Source organism: Marinifilum sp. JC120, from assembly GCA_004923195.1.
In the GTDB taxonomy this organism is placed as follows: Bacteria; Desulfobacterota; Desulfovibrionia; order Desulfovibrionales; family Desulfovibrionaceae; genus Maridesulfovibrio.
The window spans coordinates 86,797-107,019 of record RDSB01000014.1 but is presented as its reverse complement, the minus strand read 5'-3'; the positions used below and the strand labels follow the sequence as shown (position 1 = coordinate 107,019).

At 49.0% G+C, this 20,223-nt stretch carries 18 protein-coding genes; 11 read left to right on the top strand and 7 right to left on the bottom strand.

Annotation, left to right across the window (positions count from 1 at the left end; all coding sequences use genetic code 11):
• Together D0S45_14320 and D0S45_14315 are read right to left on the bottom strand one after the other, a co-directional pair.
• Nucleotides 1–1,665, bottom strand: coding sequence for a hydantoinase/oxoprolinase family protein (locus tag D0S45_14320; GenBank protein ID TIH13787.1), 1,665 nt, complete (start codon nucleotides 1,663–1,665; stop codon nucleotides 1–3).
• A gap of 176 nt (nucleotides 1,666–1,841) precedes the next feature.
• Complete coding sequence (locus tag D0S45_14315; protein TIH13786.1) at nucleotides 1,842–3,377, bottom strand: sigma-54-dependent Fis family transcriptional regulator; 1,536 nt, start codon at nucleotides 3,375–3,377, stop codon at nucleotides 1,842–1,844.
• A gap of 323 nt (nucleotides 3,378–3,700) precedes the next feature.
• Between D0S45_14315 and D0S45_14310 the strand changes: the two genes are divergently transcribed.
• Nucleotides 3,701–3,934 (top strand): hypothetical protein, encoded by a 234-nt coding sequence (locus D0S45_14310; GenBank protein ID TIH13785.1) that lies wholly within the window; start codon nucleotides 3,701–3,703, stop codon nucleotides 3,932–3,934.
• 109 nt (nucleotides 3,935–4,043) lie between these two features.
• On the opposite strand, the gene D0S45_14305 is transcribed toward D0S45_14310, so the two are convergent.
• Nucleotides 4,044–4,964 (bottom strand): cation ABC transporter substrate-binding protein, encoded by a 921-nt coding sequence (locus D0S45_14305; protein ID TIH13784.1) that lies wholly within the window; start codon nucleotides 4,962–4,964, stop codon nucleotides 4,044–4,046.
• A gap of 393 nt (nucleotides 4,965–5,357) precedes the next feature.
• On the opposite strand from D0S45_14305, the gene D0S45_14300 reads away from it, so the two are divergent.
• The 6 genes from D0S45_14300 (at nucleotide 5,358) to D0S45_14275 (ending at nucleotide 12,360) form a co-directional block, all read left to right on the top strand.
• Complete coding sequence (locus D0S45_14300) at nucleotides 5,358–6,560, top strand: ammonium transporter (protein ID TIH13783.1); 1,203 nt, start codon at nucleotides 5,358–5,360, stop codon at nucleotides 6,558–6,560.
• 120 nt (nucleotides 6,561–6,680) lie between these two features.
• The gene (locus D0S45_14295; GenBank protein TIH13782.1) at nucleotides 6,681–7,019 is read left to right on the top strand and encodes a P-II family nitrogen regulator; all 339 of its coding nucleotides are present in this window, start codon (nucleotides 6,681–6,683) and stop codon (nucleotides 7,017–7,019) included.
• Nucleotides 7,020–9,557: an HD domain-containing protein gene (locus D0S45_14290; GenBank protein TIH13781.1), complete on the top strand. Its 2,538-nt coding sequence runs from the start codon at nucleotides 7,020–7,022 to the stop codon at nucleotides 9,555–9,557. It begins immediately after the preceding gene.
• 335 nt (nucleotides 9,558–9,892) lie between these two features.
• Nucleotides 9,893–11,164 carry a phosphoribosylamine--glycine ligase gene (gene purD, locus D0S45_14285; GenBank protein ID TIH13780.1) on the top strand — a complete coding sequence of 424 codons (1,272 nt, stop codon included), beginning with the start codon at nucleotides 9,893–9,895 and terminating at the stop codon, nucleotides 11,162–11,164.
• Entirely contained in the window at nucleotides 11,161–11,652 is a 492-nt protein-coding gene (gene purE / locus D0S45_14280; protein TIH13779.1) for a 5-(carboxyamino)imidazole ribonucleotide mutase, read from the top strand. Before purD ends, purE begins: the two co-directional genes overlap by 4 nt.
• A gap of 81 nt (nucleotides 11,653–11,733) precedes the next feature.
• Nucleotides 11,734–12,360 (top strand): LysE family translocator, encoded by a 627-nt coding sequence (locus D0S45_14275; GenBank protein ID TIH13778.1) that lies wholly within the window; start codon nucleotides 11,734–11,736, stop codon nucleotides 12,358–12,360.
• Between the two features lie 21 nt (nucleotides 12,361–12,381).
• Here the strand turns inward: D0S45_14275 and D0S45_14270 are convergent, their stop codons facing one another.
• From D0S45_14270 to D0S45_14255, 4 genes are all read right to left on the bottom strand, one after another.
• Nucleotides 12,382–12,747, bottom strand: a complete 366-nt coding sequence (locus tag D0S45_14270) for a response regulator (protein TIH13777.1) — start codon at nucleotides 12,745–12,747, stop codon at nucleotides 12,382–12,384.
• A gap of 100 nt (nucleotides 12,748–12,847) precedes the next feature.
• On the bottom strand, nucleotides 12,848–13,210 hold the full coding sequence (locus D0S45_14265; protein ID TIH13776.1) for an Hpt domain-containing protein: 363 nt from the start codon (nucleotides 13,208–13,210) through the stop codon (nucleotides 12,848–12,850).
• A gap of 174 nt (nucleotides 13,211–13,384) precedes the next feature.
• Nucleotides 13,385–15,283, bottom strand: coding sequence for a molecular chaperone HtpG (gene htpG / locus D0S45_14260; GenBank protein TIH13775.1), 1,899 nt, complete (start codon nucleotides 15,281–15,283; stop codon nucleotides 13,385–13,387).
• Between the two features lie 105 nt (nucleotides 15,284–15,388).
• Nucleotides 15,389–16,006 carry a MerR family transcriptional regulator gene (locus D0S45_14255; GenBank protein TIH13774.1) on the bottom strand — a complete coding sequence of 206 codons (618 nt, stop codon included), beginning with the start codon at nucleotides 16,004–16,006 and terminating at the stop codon, nucleotides 15,389–15,391.
• Nucleotides 16,007–16,375: 369 nt separating this feature from the next.
• Here D0S45_14255 and D0S45_14250 point away from each other — a divergent pair, with 369 nt between their 5' ends.
• From D0S45_14250 to D0S45_14235, 4 genes are all read left to right on the top strand, one after another.
• Complete coding sequence (locus D0S45_14250) at nucleotides 16,376–17,161, top strand: type III pantothenate kinase (protein TIH13773.1); 786 nt, start codon at nucleotides 16,376–16,378, stop codon at nucleotides 17,159–17,161.
• 80 nt (nucleotides 17,162–17,241) lie between these two features.
• Nucleotides 17,242–18,534 (top strand): phosphopyruvate hydratase, encoded by a 1,293-nt coding sequence (locus tag D0S45_14245; protein TIH13772.1) that lies wholly within the window; start codon nucleotides 17,242–17,244, stop codon nucleotides 18,532–18,534.
• Between the two features lie 152 nt (nucleotides 18,535–18,686).
• Complete coding sequence (gene folD / locus D0S45_14240; protein TIH13771.1) at nucleotides 18,687–19,547, top strand: bifunctional methylenetetrahydrofolate dehydrogenase/methenyltetrahydrofolate cyclohydrolase FolD; 861 nt, start codon at nucleotides 18,687–18,689, stop codon at nucleotides 19,545–19,547.
• A gap of 102 nt (nucleotides 19,548–19,649) precedes the next feature.
• The gene (locus tag D0S45_14235) at nucleotides 19,650–20,150 is read left to right on the top strand and encodes a hypothetical protein (protein TIH13770.1); all 501 of its coding nucleotides are present in this window, start codon (nucleotides 19,650–19,652) and stop codon (nucleotides 20,148–20,150) included.
• Nucleotides 20,151–20,223: the final 73 nt, after the last annotated feature.

Genomic DNA, 20,223 nt, shown 5'->3' with positions numbered 1-20,223 from the left:
CTATGAATATGTCCGGTCTACGCCGGGTTTGATCTGGCATTTGACCCTGATGTTGCGGCCTACTGTGCTGGTTCCGTTGACCATATTGAATGATGAGGAGCTGGTAATCTGGGCGTTGGAACCGTCCGAGGCCACATGCATTTCGCCGAGATGAGCCAGTAGATGGTTCATGGCGTCCTTTTCCGCATCCTCAAGTTTGTAATTTCGGGGAACGTTCTCGCGATGCCCCAAAGAAGGGATAAACATGAGACCGCGTTCGGTGTCAGCGAAAAGCTCAAGTTCCGTGGTAGTGCGGGTCAGGGCTGCACCTATGGCGTTGGCAACATCGTAGTTTTCCGGCACTTCGGTGGAAAGGCGGAACTTGCGGAAAACGTCCATCTTCATGGCCTGTGCCGGGCCGCCCATGATGTAAATTTTGCGGGGAATGATCTTCCGGTTTTCTAGCAGTTCATGGATGGTATAAACAGGCTGCTGGTTAATCTCGTCCACAAGACTGCGGGTGGAATCGTGGATCTTGTCCACGGCGTAGCCGATGGCCTGATCTGCGAGTTCATCCGGTTCAAGGCCGTTTTTAGCGGCAAAAGAGGTGAAGCCTGTTTTGGAGCGTTCAATATTTCCGCAATCGCAGGATTCTTTCCAGATGAGGGCGTCGGTCAGGGTGGGAGTCTCGCCCCCGAAAGCAATTGACGGGCCTAAACGGTTGGGGCCGACCCGGACTTTTTCATTAAACATTGAAATGGCTGAATCCCCGCCGATGCCGATGGAATGGACCTTCAGAGCTCGTACAAGGGTGGGGTGGGAGCCTATATGGATACCTTCCTGTTCAATAAGCGGACTGCCTCCGGCGAAGATGGCAATGTCGGTGGTGGTGCCGCCTATATCGTAAATGATGGAATCATGGGTGATATTGCACAGGGCGATGATGCCCATGACACTTGCAGCCGGACCGGAAAAAATGGATTGCACCGGAACTTTGCGTGATAAGTCCAGAGGCATGGTTCCACCGTCCGCTTTGAGAATATTGACCTTGATCTGGCCCAACCCCATTTCATCAAGGGTGTCGGCGATGGCATCGGCAAATTTGTTGAAGACCCGCCAGACTGCGCAATTGTAAAAGGCCGTGGAAATACGGCGCGGGAAGTTGAGCCGTCCGGTGAGTTGGTGCCCTAAAGTGGTAAAATCTGAATTATCACCGATTGCCAGCTCGATGGATTTTTCATGGGCCGGGTTGCGGGGGGAAAATTTAGTGACCGCGGCGTAAACTTTAATCCCTGCATTGCGGCAGGAAACAATCGCTTCTTCAAGGGAGAGGTTGTCCAGCCGCTTTGTTTCCGATCCGCGATGGTCCAGTGATCCGGGGATGACGTGGAAGTCTTTGCAGGTCATAAATGAATGAGGATCAAGTCCCGGTCCTGCGGAGACAATGACGCCTACGTCTTCATAATTTCCTTCCACAATGGAGTTAGTGGACAGGGTGGTGGACAGGTTTAGCTGTTTGATCCGGGCCGGGTCCGTATGGCGGACAATTTCTCCAAGGCTGTTCCTGATGGAGGAAAGCAGATTGTCATGATCTGTGGCGACCTTAACCTGCGCTTCCAGGCCGTCAGGACCTATTGCAACGGCGTCTGTATGGGTTCCGCCGACATCAATTCCGAGAAGGAGCATCTGGTAAATCCTTGAGTTCTTCCCCCGTTTCATGCGGGAGGCTGGTAAGCAGTATTATATAATGATGTGATCCATCCATTTATCTAGCACCCCGCCAATGTCGGAGTCCAGAGCTTTTACCGTCAGCGGTTTGATGTGTTTGGTGAGCGGTTTTTACTTTCTTCTTTACGGAGGCGTTAGCCGTTTTTACTGATCCCCAGCTTTCTCATGCGGGAATCAAAGGTGGAGCGGTTAATGTTTGCTGCCCGGGCGGCACGGCTGATGTTCCAGCGAAATTTTTCCAGCAACTTCATTACATATGCGTATTCCATTTCCTGCCAGGTCAGCCCGCTGATGTCATCCTGGGGTTCTTGCGGCAGATTCTTGGTTTCTTCCGGTTTGATTTCAGGCTGTTCTGTTGGCGGGGTCTTTCCGGGGTGTACTATGTGCAGAGGGAGGTCCTTTATGGAAATGGTGTCGCCCGGAACCATGGCCTGAAACTGTTTAACCATGTTTTCCAGTTCACGGATGTTTCCCGGCCAATTGTAATTTTTCATGGCCGTCATGGCTTCGCTGGACATATTTTTGGGCAGCATGTGGCTATGGGATGCTTCACGGTTTAAAAAATGCCCGGTCAGCATATGAATATCTTCCTTGCGTTCTCGCAGAGCAGGCAGTTTGAGAGGTAGGACATTGAGCCGGTAATATAAATCTTCCCTGAATCTGCCGGAACGAACATCTTCTTCAAGATTGCGGTTGGTGGCCGAGATTATGCGGATATCGATTTTCTTGGTCTGGGTTCCACCAAGGGGTTTGATTTCATTTTCCTGCAATACACGAAGTAGTTTGGCTTGCAGGTTTACGTCCATGTCTCCAATCTCATCGAGGAATACAGTGCCTCCGTCTGCTGCCTCGAACAGGCCGTATTTGTTGCTGGTAGCCCCGGTAAAGGCTCCTTTTACGTAACCGAACAGTTCACTTTCCAGAAGGTTTTCAGGGATGGCGCTACAGTTTTGAGTCAGGAAAGGCTTTTGGGCCCGTGAGCTCTGGGCGTGGATTTCTTCAGCAAAGAGCTCTTTACCGGTTCCGGATTCCCCGTAAAGCAGAACCGGATAGCTGGTGGCTCCGTAGTTTTCAACAAGTTTAAGGGCCTTATTCACGGACTGGCTCTTACCAACAATAGCTTTAGTGTTCCTGATGCTGCTTAAGGTTCTGCTGAGTTGGGCAAATTCAATGCGTTGTTTCTGGAATTCAAGGGAGTTACTCAGGGATATTGAGCCGATGTCCACCATGTCCTGCAACATGGTCAAGTATGCTGGATCGAGGTTCAGCTGGTCTCCGTCTGCACTGGTGTCGATTACTTGCACCGCCCCGAATACTTCCTGTCCTTTGAGGTTAAGGGGAAAGCAGAGGATTAGTTTGCTTTTAATTTTAAAGTCTTTTTCCAGCGTACTGTAGTGGCGTGAATCGCCGGATTCGGCAATGGTCATTTCGCCGTTCTGGATGACCCAGCCTACAATGCTCTGCTCCTGCGGGGAAATTTTTATGCCCTTGACGTCTTCGCTTTTACCTCCAAGGGCTTCGACGCATTCGTACATGTCGTCGCGTTTCAGCCAGAGAGAGCCGCGTTCAACATTTTGCAGCTTTAGCAGTAAGGCCAGAATTTGTTTTTGTAATTTTTCTGGGTCTAATTCTTGTGAAAGGGCCTTGTAATCATTAATGGATATAGTCATAATAGATAGATTTGGATTAGGTTGGTTAATGATACTATTTGAATATAATCTTTAAATATCGTTAAAGTTGTGCTGGGTCAACATTGATTATGCGCTGAGTAATGGGGCGCTGATGCTTGCTCAGAGGGAAATGCCTTTAAAACCGCGCTGTCAGGAAGTCTTTATGTTTTTTGGCACGGATGGTGCTTTATAGAAATTAGCTTGTTAGTCAAGTATGGACCGGAGAGCCCACTCCACCTCCCCGACCCCTCCGGGCTTTCCGGTTCATAACCTTTTTCAAAAGCAAATTCGGCGCAATTCCTCGAATATACGGAGATGATCTGATGAGTAGTGTTGAAACCTTAATATCAATGCATCGTGAAGATATGATTTTTTTGCGGACTGAAGCCAAGCAGGCCAAGAAGGATCGGCTGGACAGCAGTCGTGAGATGGATCAGGCATTTAAAGAGTTGCGCAGCAAGCTTTCTGCTGAGATGCCGATGACAAGTTCTTTTTCCATAAAACTCCGTGCTCCAATTGCGGCTATGACCGCACTGATGGGAGTTCTGAGCTTTTAGATAGTTTTGTGTCCGGCTGTTGCAGTCGGAAAATCGCCTTGAAGAGCCCGTTCGTTGGATAACGAACGGGCTTTTTTGTTGCTGACGAAAATTGTAGGTCATTGCTGTTTTAGTGCTTTTTTATGAAGGCTTCGGCTGTTTTGCGTAGATTCTCGGCCCAGTCTTCGGCTAGCGGGTTTGCCGTCAGTACCTCCGCTCCTATTGATTTGGCTAAGGCGCGTGCGCTTTTCTGGGAGAATTGGGGTTGGATGAAGATGGCTTGTACAGAGTCTTTTTTTGCAAGCTTGATCAGTTGGGTTAATTCTTTGGGGCTGGGTTCTTTTCCTTCCAGTTCAATGGGGATCTGGTTTAGTCCGTAGGTGCGGGCAAAGTAGCCCCATGAGGGGTGGTAGACCATGAAACTGAATTCTTTACCTTTTTGGGTGAAGATGTTCAGCAGATCTGAGTCGAGCTTGTTTATTTCGGACGCAAAGTTCAAGTAGTTGCGGGTGTATGTTTCTGTGTTTGCGGGGTCATGCTCAATCAAAACGTCTCTTATTTGCTGGCTGATAATTCTGACCAGCGGCGGAGATAACCAGATGTGCGGGTCTTTTATGCGGGTATCTCCGTGTTCATGTTCGTGTTCGTGTCTGTGTTTATCCTCGTCGTGTACGTGCGCTTGCATGGCCTGAGGGACAACTTCATTTGCCAGATTTATGATTTCAAGTTTGTTATTGGCTGATCTGAATCGCGGTAGCCATGCCTGCTCAAAGGGGACGCCGATGGCAAAGTATATTTCTGATTTGCTTAGCTGAGCCATTTGGCGCGGCTGAGGTTCGTAGGTGGCCGGGCTGCTGCCCGGTTCGACCATGATATTTACGTTTACGTTCTCTCCTCCTATCTTTTCTACAAAATACTTAACTGGTGCGATGGAAACTGTTGCCTGTATCTGGGTCGCAAGAGCTGCGGAAGATATGAGTATCATGCAGGCTATGCTTGTCAGGGTGATTATTGGTTTTTTCATTTTCTCCTCTCTGTCTTTGAAATTCATTCTCATTTAGCCTAGAGTGGTTCATATTATATATGATGTCAATCACTGTTGTCATTCTTTGTGTTTGCTCTGTGTCAGGGATCTCTTTGGATAATGGGGTTTGGTTTGAGCTTTCTGTTGATTCTAAGCTACTATGTTTATTAAATTGTCAAAGTGTTCGTTGTTGACGGTGCTTTGTTGTGTGTGTTTTTTCAAATATGTCTTGAGTGTGTGTTTTGTTGCTCGGCTTTAGCCTTATAAGAACTTTTTTGGCACAAAGCGTGCTTAATGAGTATAAGAAGTGCATTTTTAAGGGTTGATTTTCTAAAATTGTAAAAATGAACCTAAGAAATAAGTTTAGAAAGACGTAATTGTAAAAAACAACACACTCAAAACAGCAGGGGTTAACAAAAAATGAATTCGGCGGATACTTCATTTATTCTTCTTTGTGCGGCTCTGGTCATGTTCATGACGCCGGGGCTGGCTCTTTTCTATGGCGGTATGGTTCGCAGTAAGAACGTGCTGGCAACCATCATGCAGAGTTTTATCATGCTTGGGCTGGTCTCCATTATTTGGGCCGTGATAGGGTATTCCCTTTCTTTCGGGACTGATATCGGCGGACTGATCGGCGGTATGGATTTCTTTGCTCTTAACGGAGTGGGAATGGATACAGCGGGCAGTCCTGCCGACAACCTGCCTCATCTTTTGTTTATGGTCTTCCAGTGTATGTTTGCGGTTATTACTCCGGCTCTGATCACCGGGGCCTTTGCTGAACGTATGAAGTTCGGGGCCTTGCTTATTTTTTCCTCTTTCTGGGTGATCCTTGTCTACGCTCCCATGTGTCATTGGGTCTGGGGCGGCGGCTGGATGGGCGACCACGGTGCCCTTGACTTTGCGGGCGGTGCGGTTGTGCATATGAGTTCTGCTGCTGCGGCTCTTGCCGGGTGTTTGGTGATGGGCAAACGCAAAGGATACGGGAAAGAACCATTTATTCCCCACAATCTGCCCATGACTCTGCTCGGTGCCGGGATGCTTTGGTTCGGCTGGTTCGGTTTTAATGCCGGGAGTGCTCTTGCGGCTGACGGTCTGGCTGCCAACGCTTTTGTTACCACCCATCTTGCTGCGGCTGCTGCGGTTCTCGGCTGGCTGCTGGTTGAAGCTATGCATAACGGGAAACCCACTACTCTCGGTGCTGCATCCGGTGCTGTTGCCGGGCTGGTTGCTATTACTCCGGCTGCGGGATTTGTTACTCCCATGGCTTCAATCGTCATCGGCTTCGGCGGCGGTATGGTCTGCTACGGCGGCGTACTCATGAAATCAAAATTCGGCTATGATGATTCCCTCGACGTAGTAGGTATTCACGGTCTCGGCGGTACTTACGGTGCCATTGCCACCGGACTTTTTGCCAGTATCGGCGCGGAAGGTCTGTTTTACGGAAATGGATCCCAGCTTTGGATTCAGATCGAATCCTGCATTGCCACTTGGGGCTACTGCTTTGCGGTCAGCTGGGTGCTGTTTAAATTGATCGACAAATTCTACGGCCTGCGTCCTTCTGAAGAAGACGAAGTTTCCGGGCTGGACGTCTCCGAGCACAGCGAAGCTGGCTACCAGATTTAAATTAAGATGATGCGCTTCGCGCTTTTGTCAAAATGATTTCGCCTCCGGCGGGCAGAAGGGCTAAACCCCTCTGCACTCCCTAATAGTGGGTAGAGTCTTTTAATACAGGACATAAAAAAAATGAGAAAGATTGAAATAATTGTAAGGCCTTTCAAGGTCGATGATGTGAAGGACGCTATTGCTGCTCTTGGACTCAAGGGTATGACAGTTACTGATGTAAAAGGTTTCGGACGTCAGGGCGGACACAAGGAAGTCTACCGCGGCGCCGAGTATCAGGTAGATTTTATTGCCAAGACCAAGATTGAGATTGTTGTGGATGCTGAGCGGGTGCCCGAAGTCATTGACGCGGTTAGTGAAGCTGCCAAGACCGGAAAGGTTGGCGACGGTAAGATTTTTGTTATCCCGGTTGAGGAAGTAGTGCGTATCCGTACTGGCGAGACCGGGCCGGATGCTATTTAAATGAATGCCGGATATCCCTCTGAATCATCCATAGACCGCTTACTGGCGGGACGTGAAATACTTCTCGCGGCATGTTCAAAGAGCGTGCCGCGGGATTTTCCGCAGCAGATGTGCGAGTTGGTGGACGGTTATTTCAGGGCCAGGATCAGGGAAGCGGTTTCCACAGGAATCCTGTCTTCCCATGAAGATTTTTCCATTGTGGTTATTGGCGGCTACGGACGCGGACAGCTTGCTCCTTTTTCAGATATTGATGTCCTTATCCTTACAGAACTTACGGTTCATGAAGATCTAGAAGAACTGGCCTCTTTTCTTTTTCATCCTCTTTGGGATCTGAAATTTGATGTGGGGCACGGGGTGCGCTCCGTGGAGCAAAATCTTGAGTTGGCAAAGTCAGATTTCAAGGTTCTGGCATCGCTTTTGGACCTCCGATTTATTGCGGGGCGTGAAGAATCGTATCGACGGCTGGTTGATGAATTCAGGGTGGAGGTACTCCCTGTTGCCGGTGAAGAGTTCTGCCGTATTCTTTGGGAGAACCGTGCAAAGAGTGGAAAGGGCATGGATTCGGTGGTCCTTGAGCCTGACCTAAAAAACGGTTGGGGGACTTTGCGGGATGTGCAGTTCATACGTTGGTGCGCGGACATCAAGGGCGATTACTTTCCTCTAAACAAGACAGACCTCATTGATCTTTGCAAGGATGAAGCTTTGCTCATGCAGGCTCGCAGTGCTGTGCACCTGTTACGTAAACGCAAGCAGGATAAGCTTATTCTTGAAATTTTACCGGATGTTGCCTCGCTGTGCGGTGTTAAGGGGTATGACCCGGCAAAGCGCGGTAATGAGCTGCTCACTTCTGTTCATCAGGCAATGGTTCGGGTGCGTTCCATGGGCGACAGTCTATTTCGTGAGTCTTTTGACGCTGAGTCCCGTTCTTTTATTGATCATCGACCAATTCTTGGACAGGGGGCCGAACTTAAGGCTGGGCTGGAAGTTTTCGGTATAAAATCCCGTACCGGGGCACCTTTGACCCGTGAGGCCCGCCGTGCGGTTTCAACGATCAGTTCCGCAGATGGGATTAGCCTGACTCATTCTCTGAAGATGCTTATGGATATTTTTAAGGGTGAATTCGGCTGGCGTGCTTCAGTGGAAATGCTTGATAGCGGGGTTTTTAATTCATTTCTTCCTGAGTTCTCAAAGGTTTCAGAACTCGTTCCGTATGATGGTTATCATCAATATCCTCCGGGTAGGCATTCCCTGCTTACCGTGCACAAATGCTGTGATGTTTTTCGTAATGAATTTTTCGAAGGCGGGAAATGTATTGGCGCGTCTGATTTTGATGCATTGATACTTGGGGCTTTTTTTCATGACATCGGTAAGGGCAAACGCAATCACAGTGAGTGCGGAGCAGTAATTGCTGAAGAAATTCTTTCGCGTACAGATTTTTCGGATCGCTTTAAGGAAGATGTTGTGTTTCTGGTGCGCGAACACCTGCTCTTGGTCCGTTCTTCACGATCCATTGATCTTAGCTCCATGGAGGCTTTGCGTAGAATCGCCGAGAAGATTGGCTCCCTGCGCAGACTGCGTATGCTCTTTATTCTTTCCATGGCTGATTCCATGGCAACCGGGCCGCGGGTTTGGAATTCGTGGAGTGAATCCTTGTTGCGGGAGATCTATGCCGGTTTGGAATTGGTTCTCACCGATGAGTCATTTGCTGAAATTGATCCCGGTGCGCAACTTGGTAATGCCGTGCAGCGCATCCGGGAACGGTCTGTAGCTCTGATTGATCCCGAATTGGTAGAATCCCTGATCGACTCTATGCCAGAACGCTATCTGCTGGTTGAGGACCCGGACGAGATTGTACTGCATATGCGGCAGGTTCTTGAATTCAACCGGATTTATGAGCGGGATCTGGTGCGTAAGCCGTCTGGCAAGGGCGGGCTGGGCCTTAGTCTGGTTCGGTCCTTTGAAACTGAGGATGCGAAACGGATTAAGCTCGTAATTACTGCCAAAGATCAAGGTTTTCTTTTTGCAGCCCAGAGCGGGGTGCTGGCCCTGCATTCGGTAAATATCCTTTCCGCTGAAATCTTCTCATGGTCCGATGGAATCGCAGTTAACGTATTTATTGTGGAAGCTCCTTCTGAAAACTGCCCTGACGATATCTGGGCCAGAGTGGAAAGGTCGATTATGTATGCCCTGACCGGAAGGCTTGCGCTTGATTACCGACTGCACAAAATAAGTAATTCTCTCCTTTCTAAAGCCGTTAAGAGCAGGGTTCCTACCCGGATCCGTATTGATAACGAATCAAGTGCGCAGTGTACTCTCATTGAGGTTATTACTCAGGATCGTTCCGGCATTCTTTATGATATGGCCGCGTTATTCTCACGCATGAATATTGACCTGCGCATGGCTCGTATTTCAACCACCGGACAATCCGTCTTTGATGTCTTCCATGTGGAAGGTCCGGATGGTGGCAGGATTGAAGATAATACCCATCTGCGGGAGCTGGTCAGTGCCCTTGAATACGCCCTTCTTGTAAACGGTTGATTTTTCGTGTTTTACTGTGGTCTAAATTGAAAGTGAGTTTAAGTTCACTTTTTGAAGTTTAGCTTGCACCATTACAAGTAGTGATGTTGTAGCCGTCTTTGGTGGACGCATGGCTGGTCTTGGTGGTATACTCAGAGAGTTTAAACTGGGCAATGCAGTTTGGGCCCAAAAAAGGTTTCGGCTTTTGTGAAAAAGGGCAGATAATTATTTCAGGCGTACGCATTTTCTTGCCAAATCTGCAATATTTATCTAAGTGATGCTTGCTGCCAAACTAATAGTTAGGGGCCATTAATACCCACAGGTCACTTCAGCTCAATCCCAAGAGGAATTATTTCATGAAAATACTTGTTGTAGGTTCAGGCGGAAGAGAACACGCTCTGGCATGGAAGATCAGTCAGAGTCCCAAGGTTTCTGAAATTTTTATCGCACCCGGTAACGGTGGAACCCGTCTGCACGGTACCAACGTGCCCATCAAAGACGACGACCTGCCCGGACTGGTAAAATTTGCCAAGGAAAACAAGATTGATCTTGTTGTGGCAGGACCGGAACTGCCCCTTGTACTGGGCATCAAGGAAGCTCTTAGCAAGGAAGGAATCCCCTGCTTCGGCCCCGGCGCATATGCAGCCAATCTTGAAGGCAGCAAAGCCTTTTCCAAGATTACCATGCGTGATTCCGGTGTGCCTACCGCTCCTTTTCAGGTTTTTGATGAGTATGAACAAGCCAAGAAATTTGTAGAAGAACAGGGCGCACCTATCGTGGTCAAGGCGGACGGCCTTGCCGCAGGTAAGGGTGTTGTTGTGGCCGGAACCGTTGAAGAGGCTCTTGAAGCCCTTGACGATATGATGGTTAAAAGAGTTTTCGGCTCTGCCGGGGAACGAGTAGTTGTGGAAGAAGCCCTCAAGGGTGAAGAAGCTTCTTTTCTCGCTTTCTGTGCCGGAGAAGAGTACGCACTGCTGCCTTCCGCACAGGATCATAAAGCCGTGGGCGAAGGTGATACCGGACCCAATACCGGCGGTATGGGTGCATACAGCCCGGCTCCAATTCTGCCTCGCGAAAAATATGCTGAGACCGCAGAGATGGTCATTAAGCCCATTCTCAAGCTGCTTGCCGATCGCGGCGAGCCTTTTACCGGCATCCTTTATGCCGGACTCATGTACACAGAAAACGGTCCTTCCGTTCTTGAATACAATGTTCGTTTCGGCGACCCCGAATGCCAGCCGCTCTTGATGCGTCTGGATTGCGATCTGGTCGAGATTATGCTGGCCTGTGTTGAGAATCGCCTCCCGGAAGTGGAAGTGAAACTCAAGGATGAAACCACCATTTGCGTGGTCATGGCTGCCGGCGGCTATCCTGCTTCCTATGAAAAGGGAGCCGAGATCAGCGGTTTCGAGGAAGCTGAAAAGATTGAAGGCGTCAAGGTCTTTCAGGCCGGGACAAAGTATGAAGAGGGTAAAACATTAACCAGTGGCGGACGCGTGCTGGGTGTTACCGCTCTGGGGGCGGATCTCGGAGCAGCTCAGAAAAAGGCTTACGAAGCTGTTGAAAAACTCAGCTTTGACAAAGCTTACTTCCGTCGCGACATAGGTGACAAGGGTCTTAAAAAATGAGTGCAAAAGTAGCTATTTTCATGGGGTCCATTTCGGATAAGGATACAATGCAGCCTTGTTCCGATTTGCTGACCAAACTTGGTATTCCCCACGTTTTCACTGTTTCCTCTGCCCATCGTACTCCGGAAAGGACTGCGAAACTGGTCAAGGAACTGGAAGATAACGGTTGTGAAATCTTTATTTGTGCCGCAGGTCTTGCCGCGCATCTTGCAGGTGCTGTTGCTGCAAAAACCATCCGTCCTGTTCTCGGCGTACCCATCTGCGGCTCCGCTCTAGGTGGTATGGATGCACTGCTGGCAACCGTGCAGATGCCTCCGGGATTCCCCGTAGGAACCGTTGCCCTTGATAAGGTCGGCGCTAAAAACTCCGCATGGATGGCCGCTCAGATTTTGGCCCTTCATAACGAAGATCTGGCCGCAAAGATCAGGGAAGCCCGTCAGGGTTTCATTGATTCCGTTGAGAAGGCTGCCGCTGAACTGGAAGCTTAAGTCTTAATGTAAATTGATAGCATAGGCCGTGTTCGATTTTTATCGGGCACGGCCTATTACTTTTTTGAGGTGGTGGAATCCATGTCTATTGAATTTTGGTCCGTGTACGTAATGACGGTTTTTCTGGCTTCCATAATTCCGGGGCCGAGCATGATTCTGGCTTTGACTCACGGGATTAAATATGGAGCCAGACGGGCAGTTGCCACTGCTTTAGGTAATTCCGTTGCCTCTTTTTTGCAGGCAGTTGTTTCAATTGCCGGTCTGGGAGCTCTGCTGGCAGCATCTGAAACAGCTTTTATGTTGGTTAAGTATGCCGGGGCTGCCTATTTGGTCTGGCTCGGAATCGGAGTACTCTTGTCCGGTGGCTTTAATTTTGAAGATTCCGGTGTGCAGGAAAACAAAAGAACTTCTACCCGAAGGTTGTTTATGCAGGGATTTTGTGTTGCGGCCGGGAATCCAAAGGCAATTGTATTTTTCAGTGCTTTGTTTCCCCAGTTTATCAGTAGCGGGCAGGCATCCTTACAGCATTTTGCCGTGCTGCTGACTTTGCTCACCGTCATCGCATTTGCGTGTATGATGATTTACGCCTGTGGCGGCGAAAAGATTAAGGGACTTCTGAAGGGAACGGCAATTTGCAAGTATATTAATACCGTTCTGGGAACAGCTTTCGTGGGATTGGGTGTAAGCTTGGCTTGCTCCAGAAGGTAGGTCTTTCCGGAGGCAGGAATATTAATTCAGTATGCTGTGTATTGTGGTTAGAAAATCGTTCTGGGTGAACGGTTTGACCAGTGCTTCTTTCGCACCTAGGGCTTTGGCCTGCTTGAGGTATTCAAGGCCGGTGAACTCTCCGCCCCCTGAAATGACTAGAATTCTGCATTCCGGTTTTTTTTGTTTTAATTCAAGAATGGTCTGAATGCCGTCCATGTTGGGCATGAAGATATCAATGATGACCAGATCCACAGGGTTGGATTCAAACAACGACAATCCCTGCTCACCGTCTAGGGCGGCAAGTGCATTGACCTCTTCATTTCTGAGGTAGTGCTTGAGCAGTTCAAGCATCTTAGGGTCGTCATCGACGATCAGGATAGTTTTCATATTACTTCAGTGCTTAAGAAAAGTTTATTATGCCTATCCTAAGCAGAATTAAAAAGGAAGTAGTGTTCGTGTTAAGTCCTCAATAACTAGTTCTTCGTTGTCAATTCAGTTGTTTGCTTTCCTTCGGAAGGAATTCTAAAGCCAGTGAGATCTCTTCTTCCAATTGAGGAAGAAGTTTTTTGGTTTTATCAACATCCCCTTCAGCCGCTACTTTTTCCATGGACCAGCTTAAAGAATAGGCTTGTACTGCCCCCACTGCGCCACATTCTCCTTTCAGAGTATGGGAGTTTGCTGAGGCTTCTTGCAGTTTGCCCTGATTAAGGTTGATCTTGATTTCTTCAAGATGCTTCACCGCTTCTTCTGTAAAAATGGCGATGGCCTCTTCCAGTAATTCCAAGTCCCCTGAGAATCTATCCAGCGCACTTTGTAAGTCAAAGCGGCCTGGCTCTTCAGTTAAGTTCATTCTTTTCTCCAAGTTGCAGAGCTGACATAGACAAGTTCAGCTGTTGTTTTTCGGGGTCAGCATTTAATATTTTATCTTAAGCGCGGGCTGGCAGCAACACTGATTTGAAATAAAATAAAAATCCCCGGCAACAGACGCTACCGAGGATTTGATGCACTTTTTTGTGATAGATTGCTAGTCTTTCTTTTCCAGTTCGGCATACCAGCCGCCTGCTTTGGTCAGCAGGCTCTGAATGCGTCCCACAAGGGCGTGGGGATCGTTCAGGTAGCCTTCCAGCAGCAGAGCAGACTCAAGGAGCTGGTTGGAAGAAAGGGCGATGAATTCGTCATCCGGATTGACCTTGAAGATTTCCAGCATGGAACGCAGCAGCGGGTGGTCGGCGTTCACTTCCATGGTCTTGGTGGGGATGGAGCTGTCTTTGTTCATGGCCTTCATGATCTTTTCCATGGAAGAGGTCATGGCTCCGCCGGGGTTGACCAGACGGCAGGGAGAATCGGAAAGACGCTCAGATACTTTTACTTCAGAAACCTGCTCGCCGAAAACTTCCTTCATCTTGGCGATGAGGGCATCCATGTCTTTTTCCTGTTCTTCGGAAAGCGGTTCCGGCTCATCTTCTTTTTTAGCTGATTCGAATTTGTCCAGCTTTTCAAGGTCGGCGTACTCGGCAGCTACAAAGGTGAATTCTTCGTGTTCACGGATAGATTCCATGACGAATTCATCAATGGGTTCGTAGAGGTAGAGTACTTCGATGTCCTTGTTGCGGAAGATTTCAAGGTGCGGGTTGAGGTTCGCGGCCTCACGGCTGGCTACTACTGAATAGTAGATTTCCTTCTGGTCTTCTTTGGCACGCTCGATGTAATCCGCGAAGGGTACAAGAGCATCCTTTTCTGCTTTGGAAGAATCAAAGCGGAGCAGCTTTGCGAATTTATCACGGTTAACGAAGTCCATGTGCCCGGCTTTGAAAATCTTGGAATGGGCCTTCCAGAACATGGCGTATTTTTCCGCATCATCCTTGGCCAGTTTTTCCAGCTGTCCCAGTACCTGTTTGGTCAGGGTCGCGCTGATTTTGCCGATGAGCAGGTTGTCCTGCAAGGTTTCGCGGGAGATGTTCAGGGGCAGGTCTTCAGTATCAACCACACCCTTGATGAAGCTCAGGTATTCAGGGAGCAGGTTCTTGTTCTGCTTTTCAATGAGCACGCGGCGTACGTAGAGGTCGAGTCCCCAGTTGTCGCGGTCCATGCCGAAAATATCGAGATCCTTTTCAGGGATGAAGAGCAGGGAGTTGAACTGTACCGGAGCGTCTACGGAGAAGTGCAGGGTATCGATGGGAGGCTGTACATCGTAGGTCAGGAATTTGTAGAACTCCTCATACTGTTCCTGTTTGATCTGGAATTTTGGTTCGCGCCACAGAGCGGAAACAGTGTTGACCCGTTCGCCACCGATCATGATCGGGAAGGATACGAAGTTGGAGTGACGCTTGACGATTTCCTTGAGCTTGTCATCGGAGTCAAAGCGTTCGGTATTGTCTTCATTGAGGTGGATCTCAATGGTGGTTCCGTGATCCATTTCCGCTTCAATTTCGGTCATTTCGTAAGCATTTTTGCCGTCGGAAACCCACTGAATTGCAGGTGCGTCCTTCTGGTAGGATTTGGTGCGCACTACAACATGGTCGGAAACCATGAAGATGGAGTAGAAGCCGACACCGAAACGTCCGATAAGGGAATCAAGGCTTTCTTTGGATTCAGCAGCCTGCTTGACGAACTCAGCAGAGCCGGAATGGGCGATGGTACCGATGTTGGCCATGACTTCTTCGCGGGTCATGCCGATACCGGTATCAGTCACGGTTACGGTCTTGTTTTCTTCGTCATAGGCGATGAAAATTTCAGGTTCCACTTCATCGTCCAACTCAGGGTTACTGTTGATGGCGAAACGCATTTTATCGAGGGCATCGGATGCGTTGGAAACCAGTTCGCGCAAGAAGATTTCGCGGTTGGTGTAAAGAGAGTGGACAAGGATGTCCAGCAGCTGGTTAACTTCAGCCTTGAATTCGAATTTTTCGGTCTGGGCAGTCATTTAAATTCCTCCGTAAACATAAAATTCCTTCCGGCTATGTAAGACAGCCGGAAGGTTCTTGAGTGTATTTTAGGGTGTTCTGTCAGGAACAAAAAAAGGCAAGGATTACTTAGTAATGTTTTTCAGCTTGTCAAGGAGGAACTTTTCCATTTCCCGGCGGTCTTTGCGTAGCCGGACCAGCTCCGCTTCCATGATGGAAAGCTTTTCCTTGAGCAGGACGTTTTCGTTTTTAATACCTTCTATGCTTTCATTCTGAGCACTCAGGTCTGCGTTGGCTTTGTCCATGCAGGCCTTGACGTCTTCTGATACGGTTCCGGCGGGCATACAGGATAGCATTCCCTTGAGACCATCATTGATGGACTTGGCTATTTCCGTGCCCATGGCCGCAGCCAGCTGGATAGCAGGTTCAAGATTGGCTTGCTGTGCCTGGATTTGCATATGGGCCGGGGGGACAGATTCGGGATTCTGAGGATCAACAGTCACATTGACAGGATATTTGCGGGAAAGTTCCGCCATGACATCTTCAGCTGTGTGGCCTTGTTTGAGCATGGATGCAATAATTTTAAAAATTTCAACTGCTTCGGATTTGAACCTTTTCTGCCTGTTGCGGCCTGTGCTTGGCAAGTACTGGGCGAAACGGTTTTTCCAGTAATGGAGGGTTGATTCAGGGACTTCCAGCAGGCGGGAAATTTCCGCAATGGAGAGAAGCTTTTTATCTGGCACGGCATGCTCCGCATAGGGGTTCAGGGGAAAATCAAATTTTTTTGATGATTAATTTTTTTAATTTTTAATTTCACTCAAGTCAATAAGCTACCAAATTATTATAAAGATGTTGCATTTCGAACATTTTTGTGTTCACTTTCGATCAGAAAACCATATTGATTCATTTCCGAGAATGGAGTACGCGGACATCCAGATAGGTCTTAACAGGCTGCCCGGAAAGAGAAATCAACAATGGTGTTAGTTTTTCGAGCGGTCTATGAAAACAGACTTGAAGTTGTAGCATAATTGTACCGCAATCATGTTTTTAGTTTTTGTGGATTATGGTATTAGATTTTGGAGTAAGAATCCAGCAAGCAGCGGAGTCCAATTTTGAGTTCGGAAACTATTTTACTTTTTGATGTGGGAAACACCAATACAAAAATCGGTTTTTCCACCCGTGATAAAATCGGTCCTTCATTCACCTTGCCTACCGATCCCGGAGGCACTGCTGATTCATGGGGACTTAAGCTCGTTGAAATCTGTAGGGTGGCCGGATTTTCCAATGAGGACATCATTGGCGGGGCCGTGTCTTCGGTTGTTCCGCCCATGAATCCGATTTTGAAACAGGCCGTGGAAAGGTTTTTCCCCTGCGAACTGCGTTTTGCCCCGGATTCCATTCCGCTGGCTTTGAACAACAAATATGAAAGGCCGTGGGAAGTTGGCGCGGACAGGCTGGTTACTGCTTTTGCGGGCCGCCAGATCAGCGACAGCGAGAACCTTATTGTGGTTGATTTCGGTACCGCTACCACTTTTGATTGTGTGGTTGGTAATGACTACATGGGCGGGCTTATCTGTCCCGGAGTGCTTTCTTCCACCAAGGCACTGGCATCCGGTACCGCGAAGTTGCCGCATATTTCTCTTGAGATTGAGTCTGATACCATCAGGCCGGGTAAAAGTACCGCAGACAGCCTTAATCAGGGGCTTATCTTCGGTTTTGCGGCCATGGTTGAAGGTTTGAGCGAGCGTTTGGGCAAGACTCTCGGCGGGGAGGTTGAACTCATCGCCACCGGAGGTTTTGCCTCCAAGATAGCTGAAGTCTGTCAGGCTATTGATCATGTGGAACCCACTCTCCTTCTGGACGGGTTGCGCATGGCTTGGTTTGGCAGTGAAAAATAGTTTAATGTAGGTCTTTTGCCGGGAAAGTGTCCGGCAGTTCCAAAGTAACCGGAAAGTGTTGTTTTTTAAGGAGTAATGTCATGAGCACTATCGTAGCAGTCTGGGCGAGAGAAATTCTCGATTCCAGAGGTAACCCCACCGTAGAAGTAGAAGTAGTACTTGAATCCGGCGCAACCGGCCGTGCCGCTGTTCCTTCCGGAGCATCCACCGGTACCCGCGAAGCCCTCGAACTGCGTGACGGCGACAAAGATCGTTACATGGGTAAAGGTGTACTGGTTGCTGTTGCCAATATTCGTGAAGAAATTGCCGAAGCTCTTGTTGGTCAGGATGCTCTGCGTCAGGTTAACATCGACAATATTCTCATCGAACTTGACGGCACTGAAAATAAAGATCGTCTCGGCGCAAACGCAATGCTCGGCGTCTCCATGGCTGTTGCACGTGCTGCTGCAAACCTGCTCGGTATTCCTCTTTACCAGTACCTCGGCGGCGTAAACGGCAAGCTCTTGCCCGTACCCATGATGAACATCATCAATGGTGGCGAGCACGCACCCAATAACCTTGATATTCAGGAATTCATGATCATGCCCGTCGGCGCTGAGACCTTCGCTGAAGCTCTGCGCATGGGTGCTGAAATTTTCCATACCCTGAAAGGTCTGCTGGCTGCTGACGGTCACAACACCGCAGTTGGTGACGAAGGTGGCTTCGCGCCTAACCTTGAGTCTCACGCACAGGCTTTCGAATACATCATGAAAGCTATTGAAAAAGCAGGCTACCGCCCCGGTGCTGACGTAGCACTCGCTATCGACGCTGCTGCTTCCGAATTCTACAAAGACGGCAAGTACGTTCTGGCCGGTGAAGGTAAAGAATTCGACGCTCAGGGCATGATTGATTTCTACGCTGATTTCGTAGAGCGTTTCCCGCTTATTTCCATTGAAGATGGTCTTGCAGAAGGCGATTGGGAAGGCTGGGTAAAAATGACCGACGATCTCGGTGAAGAAATTCAGCTTGTTGGTGACGATCTGTTCGTAACCAACCCTGAAATTCTTGCTGAAGGTATCGAGCGCGGTGCTTGTAACTCCATCCTGATCAAGCTGAACCAGATCGGTACCCTTACCGAAACCCTCGACACCATGGAACTGGCTAAGACCGCAGGTTACACCAACGTTGTATCCCACCGTTCCGGTGAAACCAGCGATCACTTCATTGCTGACCTCGCAGTAGGTCTCAATGCAGGCCAGATTAAGACCGGCTCCCTTTGCCGTTCTGACCGTCTTGCCAAGTACAACCAGTTGCTGCGCATCGAGGAAGACCTCGAAGATGATGGCATCTACTACGGTCCCGCACTGAAGGAAGCTTTCTTCGGCGAAGACTAAGATGATCCGTCATAGACTGACGGTTTATTAGTTTATTACAGGGCTGTGGGGTTTCCTCGCAGCCCTGTTTGTATATATTGTCTTCTTGCCAGTGGGAGAAAATTACAATATGCATTTTTCACCCACAGGCCTTAAACAGCGGAGAAATTTCAATGCAGATTTTGAATGGTAAAGAAACAGCCCTTACTATTCGTGAAGAGCTGAAGGTAGAGATAGACGGACTTAAAGATAAACACGGTAGAGCGCCCGGTCTGGCCGTTATTCTGGTCGGCGAGGACCCCGCATCTCAGGTTTACGTGCGCAACAAGGAAATTGCCTGCGAAAAAGCAGGTATTGTTTCCACTGCTCACCGTATTGATGCGTCCGTTGCTCAGGATGATCTTGAAGCACTGATCCAGAAGCTGAACGCAGACGAGACCATCGACGGTATCCTCTTGCAGCTGCCCCTGCCCAAGGGACTGGACAGCCAGCGTTGTCTTGAACTCATCGATCCCGGCAAAGATGTGGATGGTTTCCACCCCATGAACGTAGGCAAGCTCATGCTCGGTCTGCCCGGTTTCCGTTCCTGCACCCCCGCAGGCATCATGACCCTGCTGGAACGCTACAACCTGCCCACCTCCGGCAAGAAAGCGGTTGTGGTTGGTCGTTCCAACATTGTAGGTAAACCCCTTGCCATGATGCTCATGCAGTACGGTGATTTCGCAAACGCCACCGTAACTGTCTGTCATTCCCGCACCGACAACCTCGCCGAGGAAGTCAAAGCAGCAGATTTCGTTTTCGCCGCCATCGGCATTGCCAAGTTCATCAAGAAGGATATGGTTAAGAAAGGCGCAGTCGTAATTGACGTAGGTATCAACCGCACAGACGAAGGTCTGGTTGGTGACTGCGATTACGCCGCCCTCGAAGACGTGGCGTCCGCCATGACCCCGGTTCCCGGCGGAGTCGGTCCCATGACCATTGCCCAGCTTCTGATCAACACCGTACAGGCTTACAAGGAGCATGTCGGGGCTTAACAGACTGGCGAATATGCTTTTCAAAATAAACGGGCCGTTGTATATTGCAACGGCCCGTTTATTTTTTGGTAAGTATCATCTTTAAATCTAGGGATTCCCCAAATGTCGAACTCCGTCAAAAACGCTTTCATTCCTGCTTTTCTCTTGCTTTGCATCCTCTGCGCAGCATCGCTTTTTCCCGTGAATTCGTATGCCGAAGGCGGCATCGACCCCGCCGATCCCATGGTCAGGGTGACCTCACCCAAAACCGATCTTGATGTAGAGGCGGTTTTGGCGTCGGTCAGCAAGGATGTTAGCAAGGATACAGGTATCAAAGAGTCGTTCATCACCTACTATTGGCAGACCTTTGATGCTGTTGTGTACGAAGGTAAGCGCAGCAATAAGCCTTTGTTTGTAGACCTCTACGTACCGGGGTTCTTTGACGACGATAAGGTAAAGGGCATGATGAACGCCATAGCAGACGCATTGGTAGAGCACGCTAAGGCGGAGCGTAAATGGATATTCATTCATACCCATTTCCCCTTGCCGGGGCAGGTGTACATTGGCGGTGGAGTTGCCCAGTGGGATACTTATCGGGGGGAGAAGGTTGAGATGGATAAGTAGTTTTAATTTTTGGTTGATATTTTTTGGAAGTAGGAACTCCCTGTCTCGTGCGAGGCAGGGAGTTTTTCTTTGT

What these genes read in the sequence shown, in the direction of transcription:
- D0S45_14265 (TIH13776.1), bottom strand. Translation starts at nt 13,210, where the DNA reads ATGAACTTAACTGAAGAGCCAGGCCGCTTTGACTTACAAAGTGCGCTG.
- D0S45_14300 (TIH13783.1), top strand. Translation starts at nt 5,358, where the DNA reads ATGAATTCGGCGGATACTTCATTTATTCTTCTTTGTGCGGCTCTGGTC.
- D0S45_14290 (TIH13781.1), top strand. Translation starts at nt 7,020, where the DNA reads ATGAATGCCGGATATCCCTCTGAATCATCCATAGACCGCTTACTGGCG.
- D0S45_14235 (TIH13770.1), top strand. Translation starts at nt 19,650, where the DNA reads ATGTCGAACTCCGTCAAAAACGCTTTCATTCCTGCTTTTCTCTTGCTT.
- D0S45_14320 (TIH13787.1), bottom strand. Translation starts at nt 1,665, where the DNA reads ATGCTCCTTCTCGGAATTGATGTCGGCGGAACCCATACAGACGCCGTT.
- purE (TIH13779.1), top strand. Translation starts at nt 11,161, where the DNA reads ATGAGTGCAAAAGTAGCTATTTTCATGGGGTCCATTTCGGATAAGGAT.
- D0S45_14245 (TIH13772.1), top strand. Translation starts at nt 17,242, where the DNA reads ATGAGCACTATCGTAGCAGTCTGGGCGAGAGAAATTCTCGATTCCAGA.
- D0S45_14275 (TIH13778.1), top strand. Translation starts at nt 11,734, where the DNA reads ATGTCTATTGAATTTTGGTCCGTGTACGTAATGACGGTTTTTCTGGCT.
- folD (TIH13771.1), top strand. Translation starts at nt 18,687, where the DNA reads ATGCAGATTTTGAATGGTAAAGAAACAGCCCTTACTATTCGTGAAGAG.
- D0S45_14295 (TIH13782.1), top strand. Translation starts at nt 6,681, where the DNA reads ATGAGAAAGATTGAAATAATTGTAAGGCCTTTCAAGGTCGATGATGTG.
- htpG (TIH13775.1), bottom strand. Translation starts at nt 15,283, where the DNA reads ATGACTGCCCAGACCGAAAAATTCGAATTCAAGGCTGAAGTTAACCAG.
- purD (TIH13780.1), top strand. Translation starts at nt 9,893, where the DNA reads ATGAAAATACTTGTTGTAGGTTCAGGCGGAAGAGAACACGCTCTGGCA.
- D0S45_14315 (TIH13786.1), bottom strand. Translation starts at nt 3,377, where the DNA reads ATGACTATATCCATTAATGATTACAAGGCCCTTTCACAAGAATTAGAC.
- D0S45_14270 (TIH13777.1), bottom strand. Translation starts at nt 12,747, where the DNA reads ATGAAAACTATCCTGATCGTCGATGACGACCCTAAGATGCTTGAACTG.
- D0S45_14310 (TIH13785.1), top strand. Translation starts at nt 3,701, where the DNA reads ATGAGTAGTGTTGAAACCTTAATATCAATGCATCGTGAAGATATGATT.
- D0S45_14305 (TIH13784.1), bottom strand. Translation starts at nt 4,964, where the DNA reads ATGAATTTCAAAGACAGAGAGGAGAAAATGAAAAAACCAATAATCACC.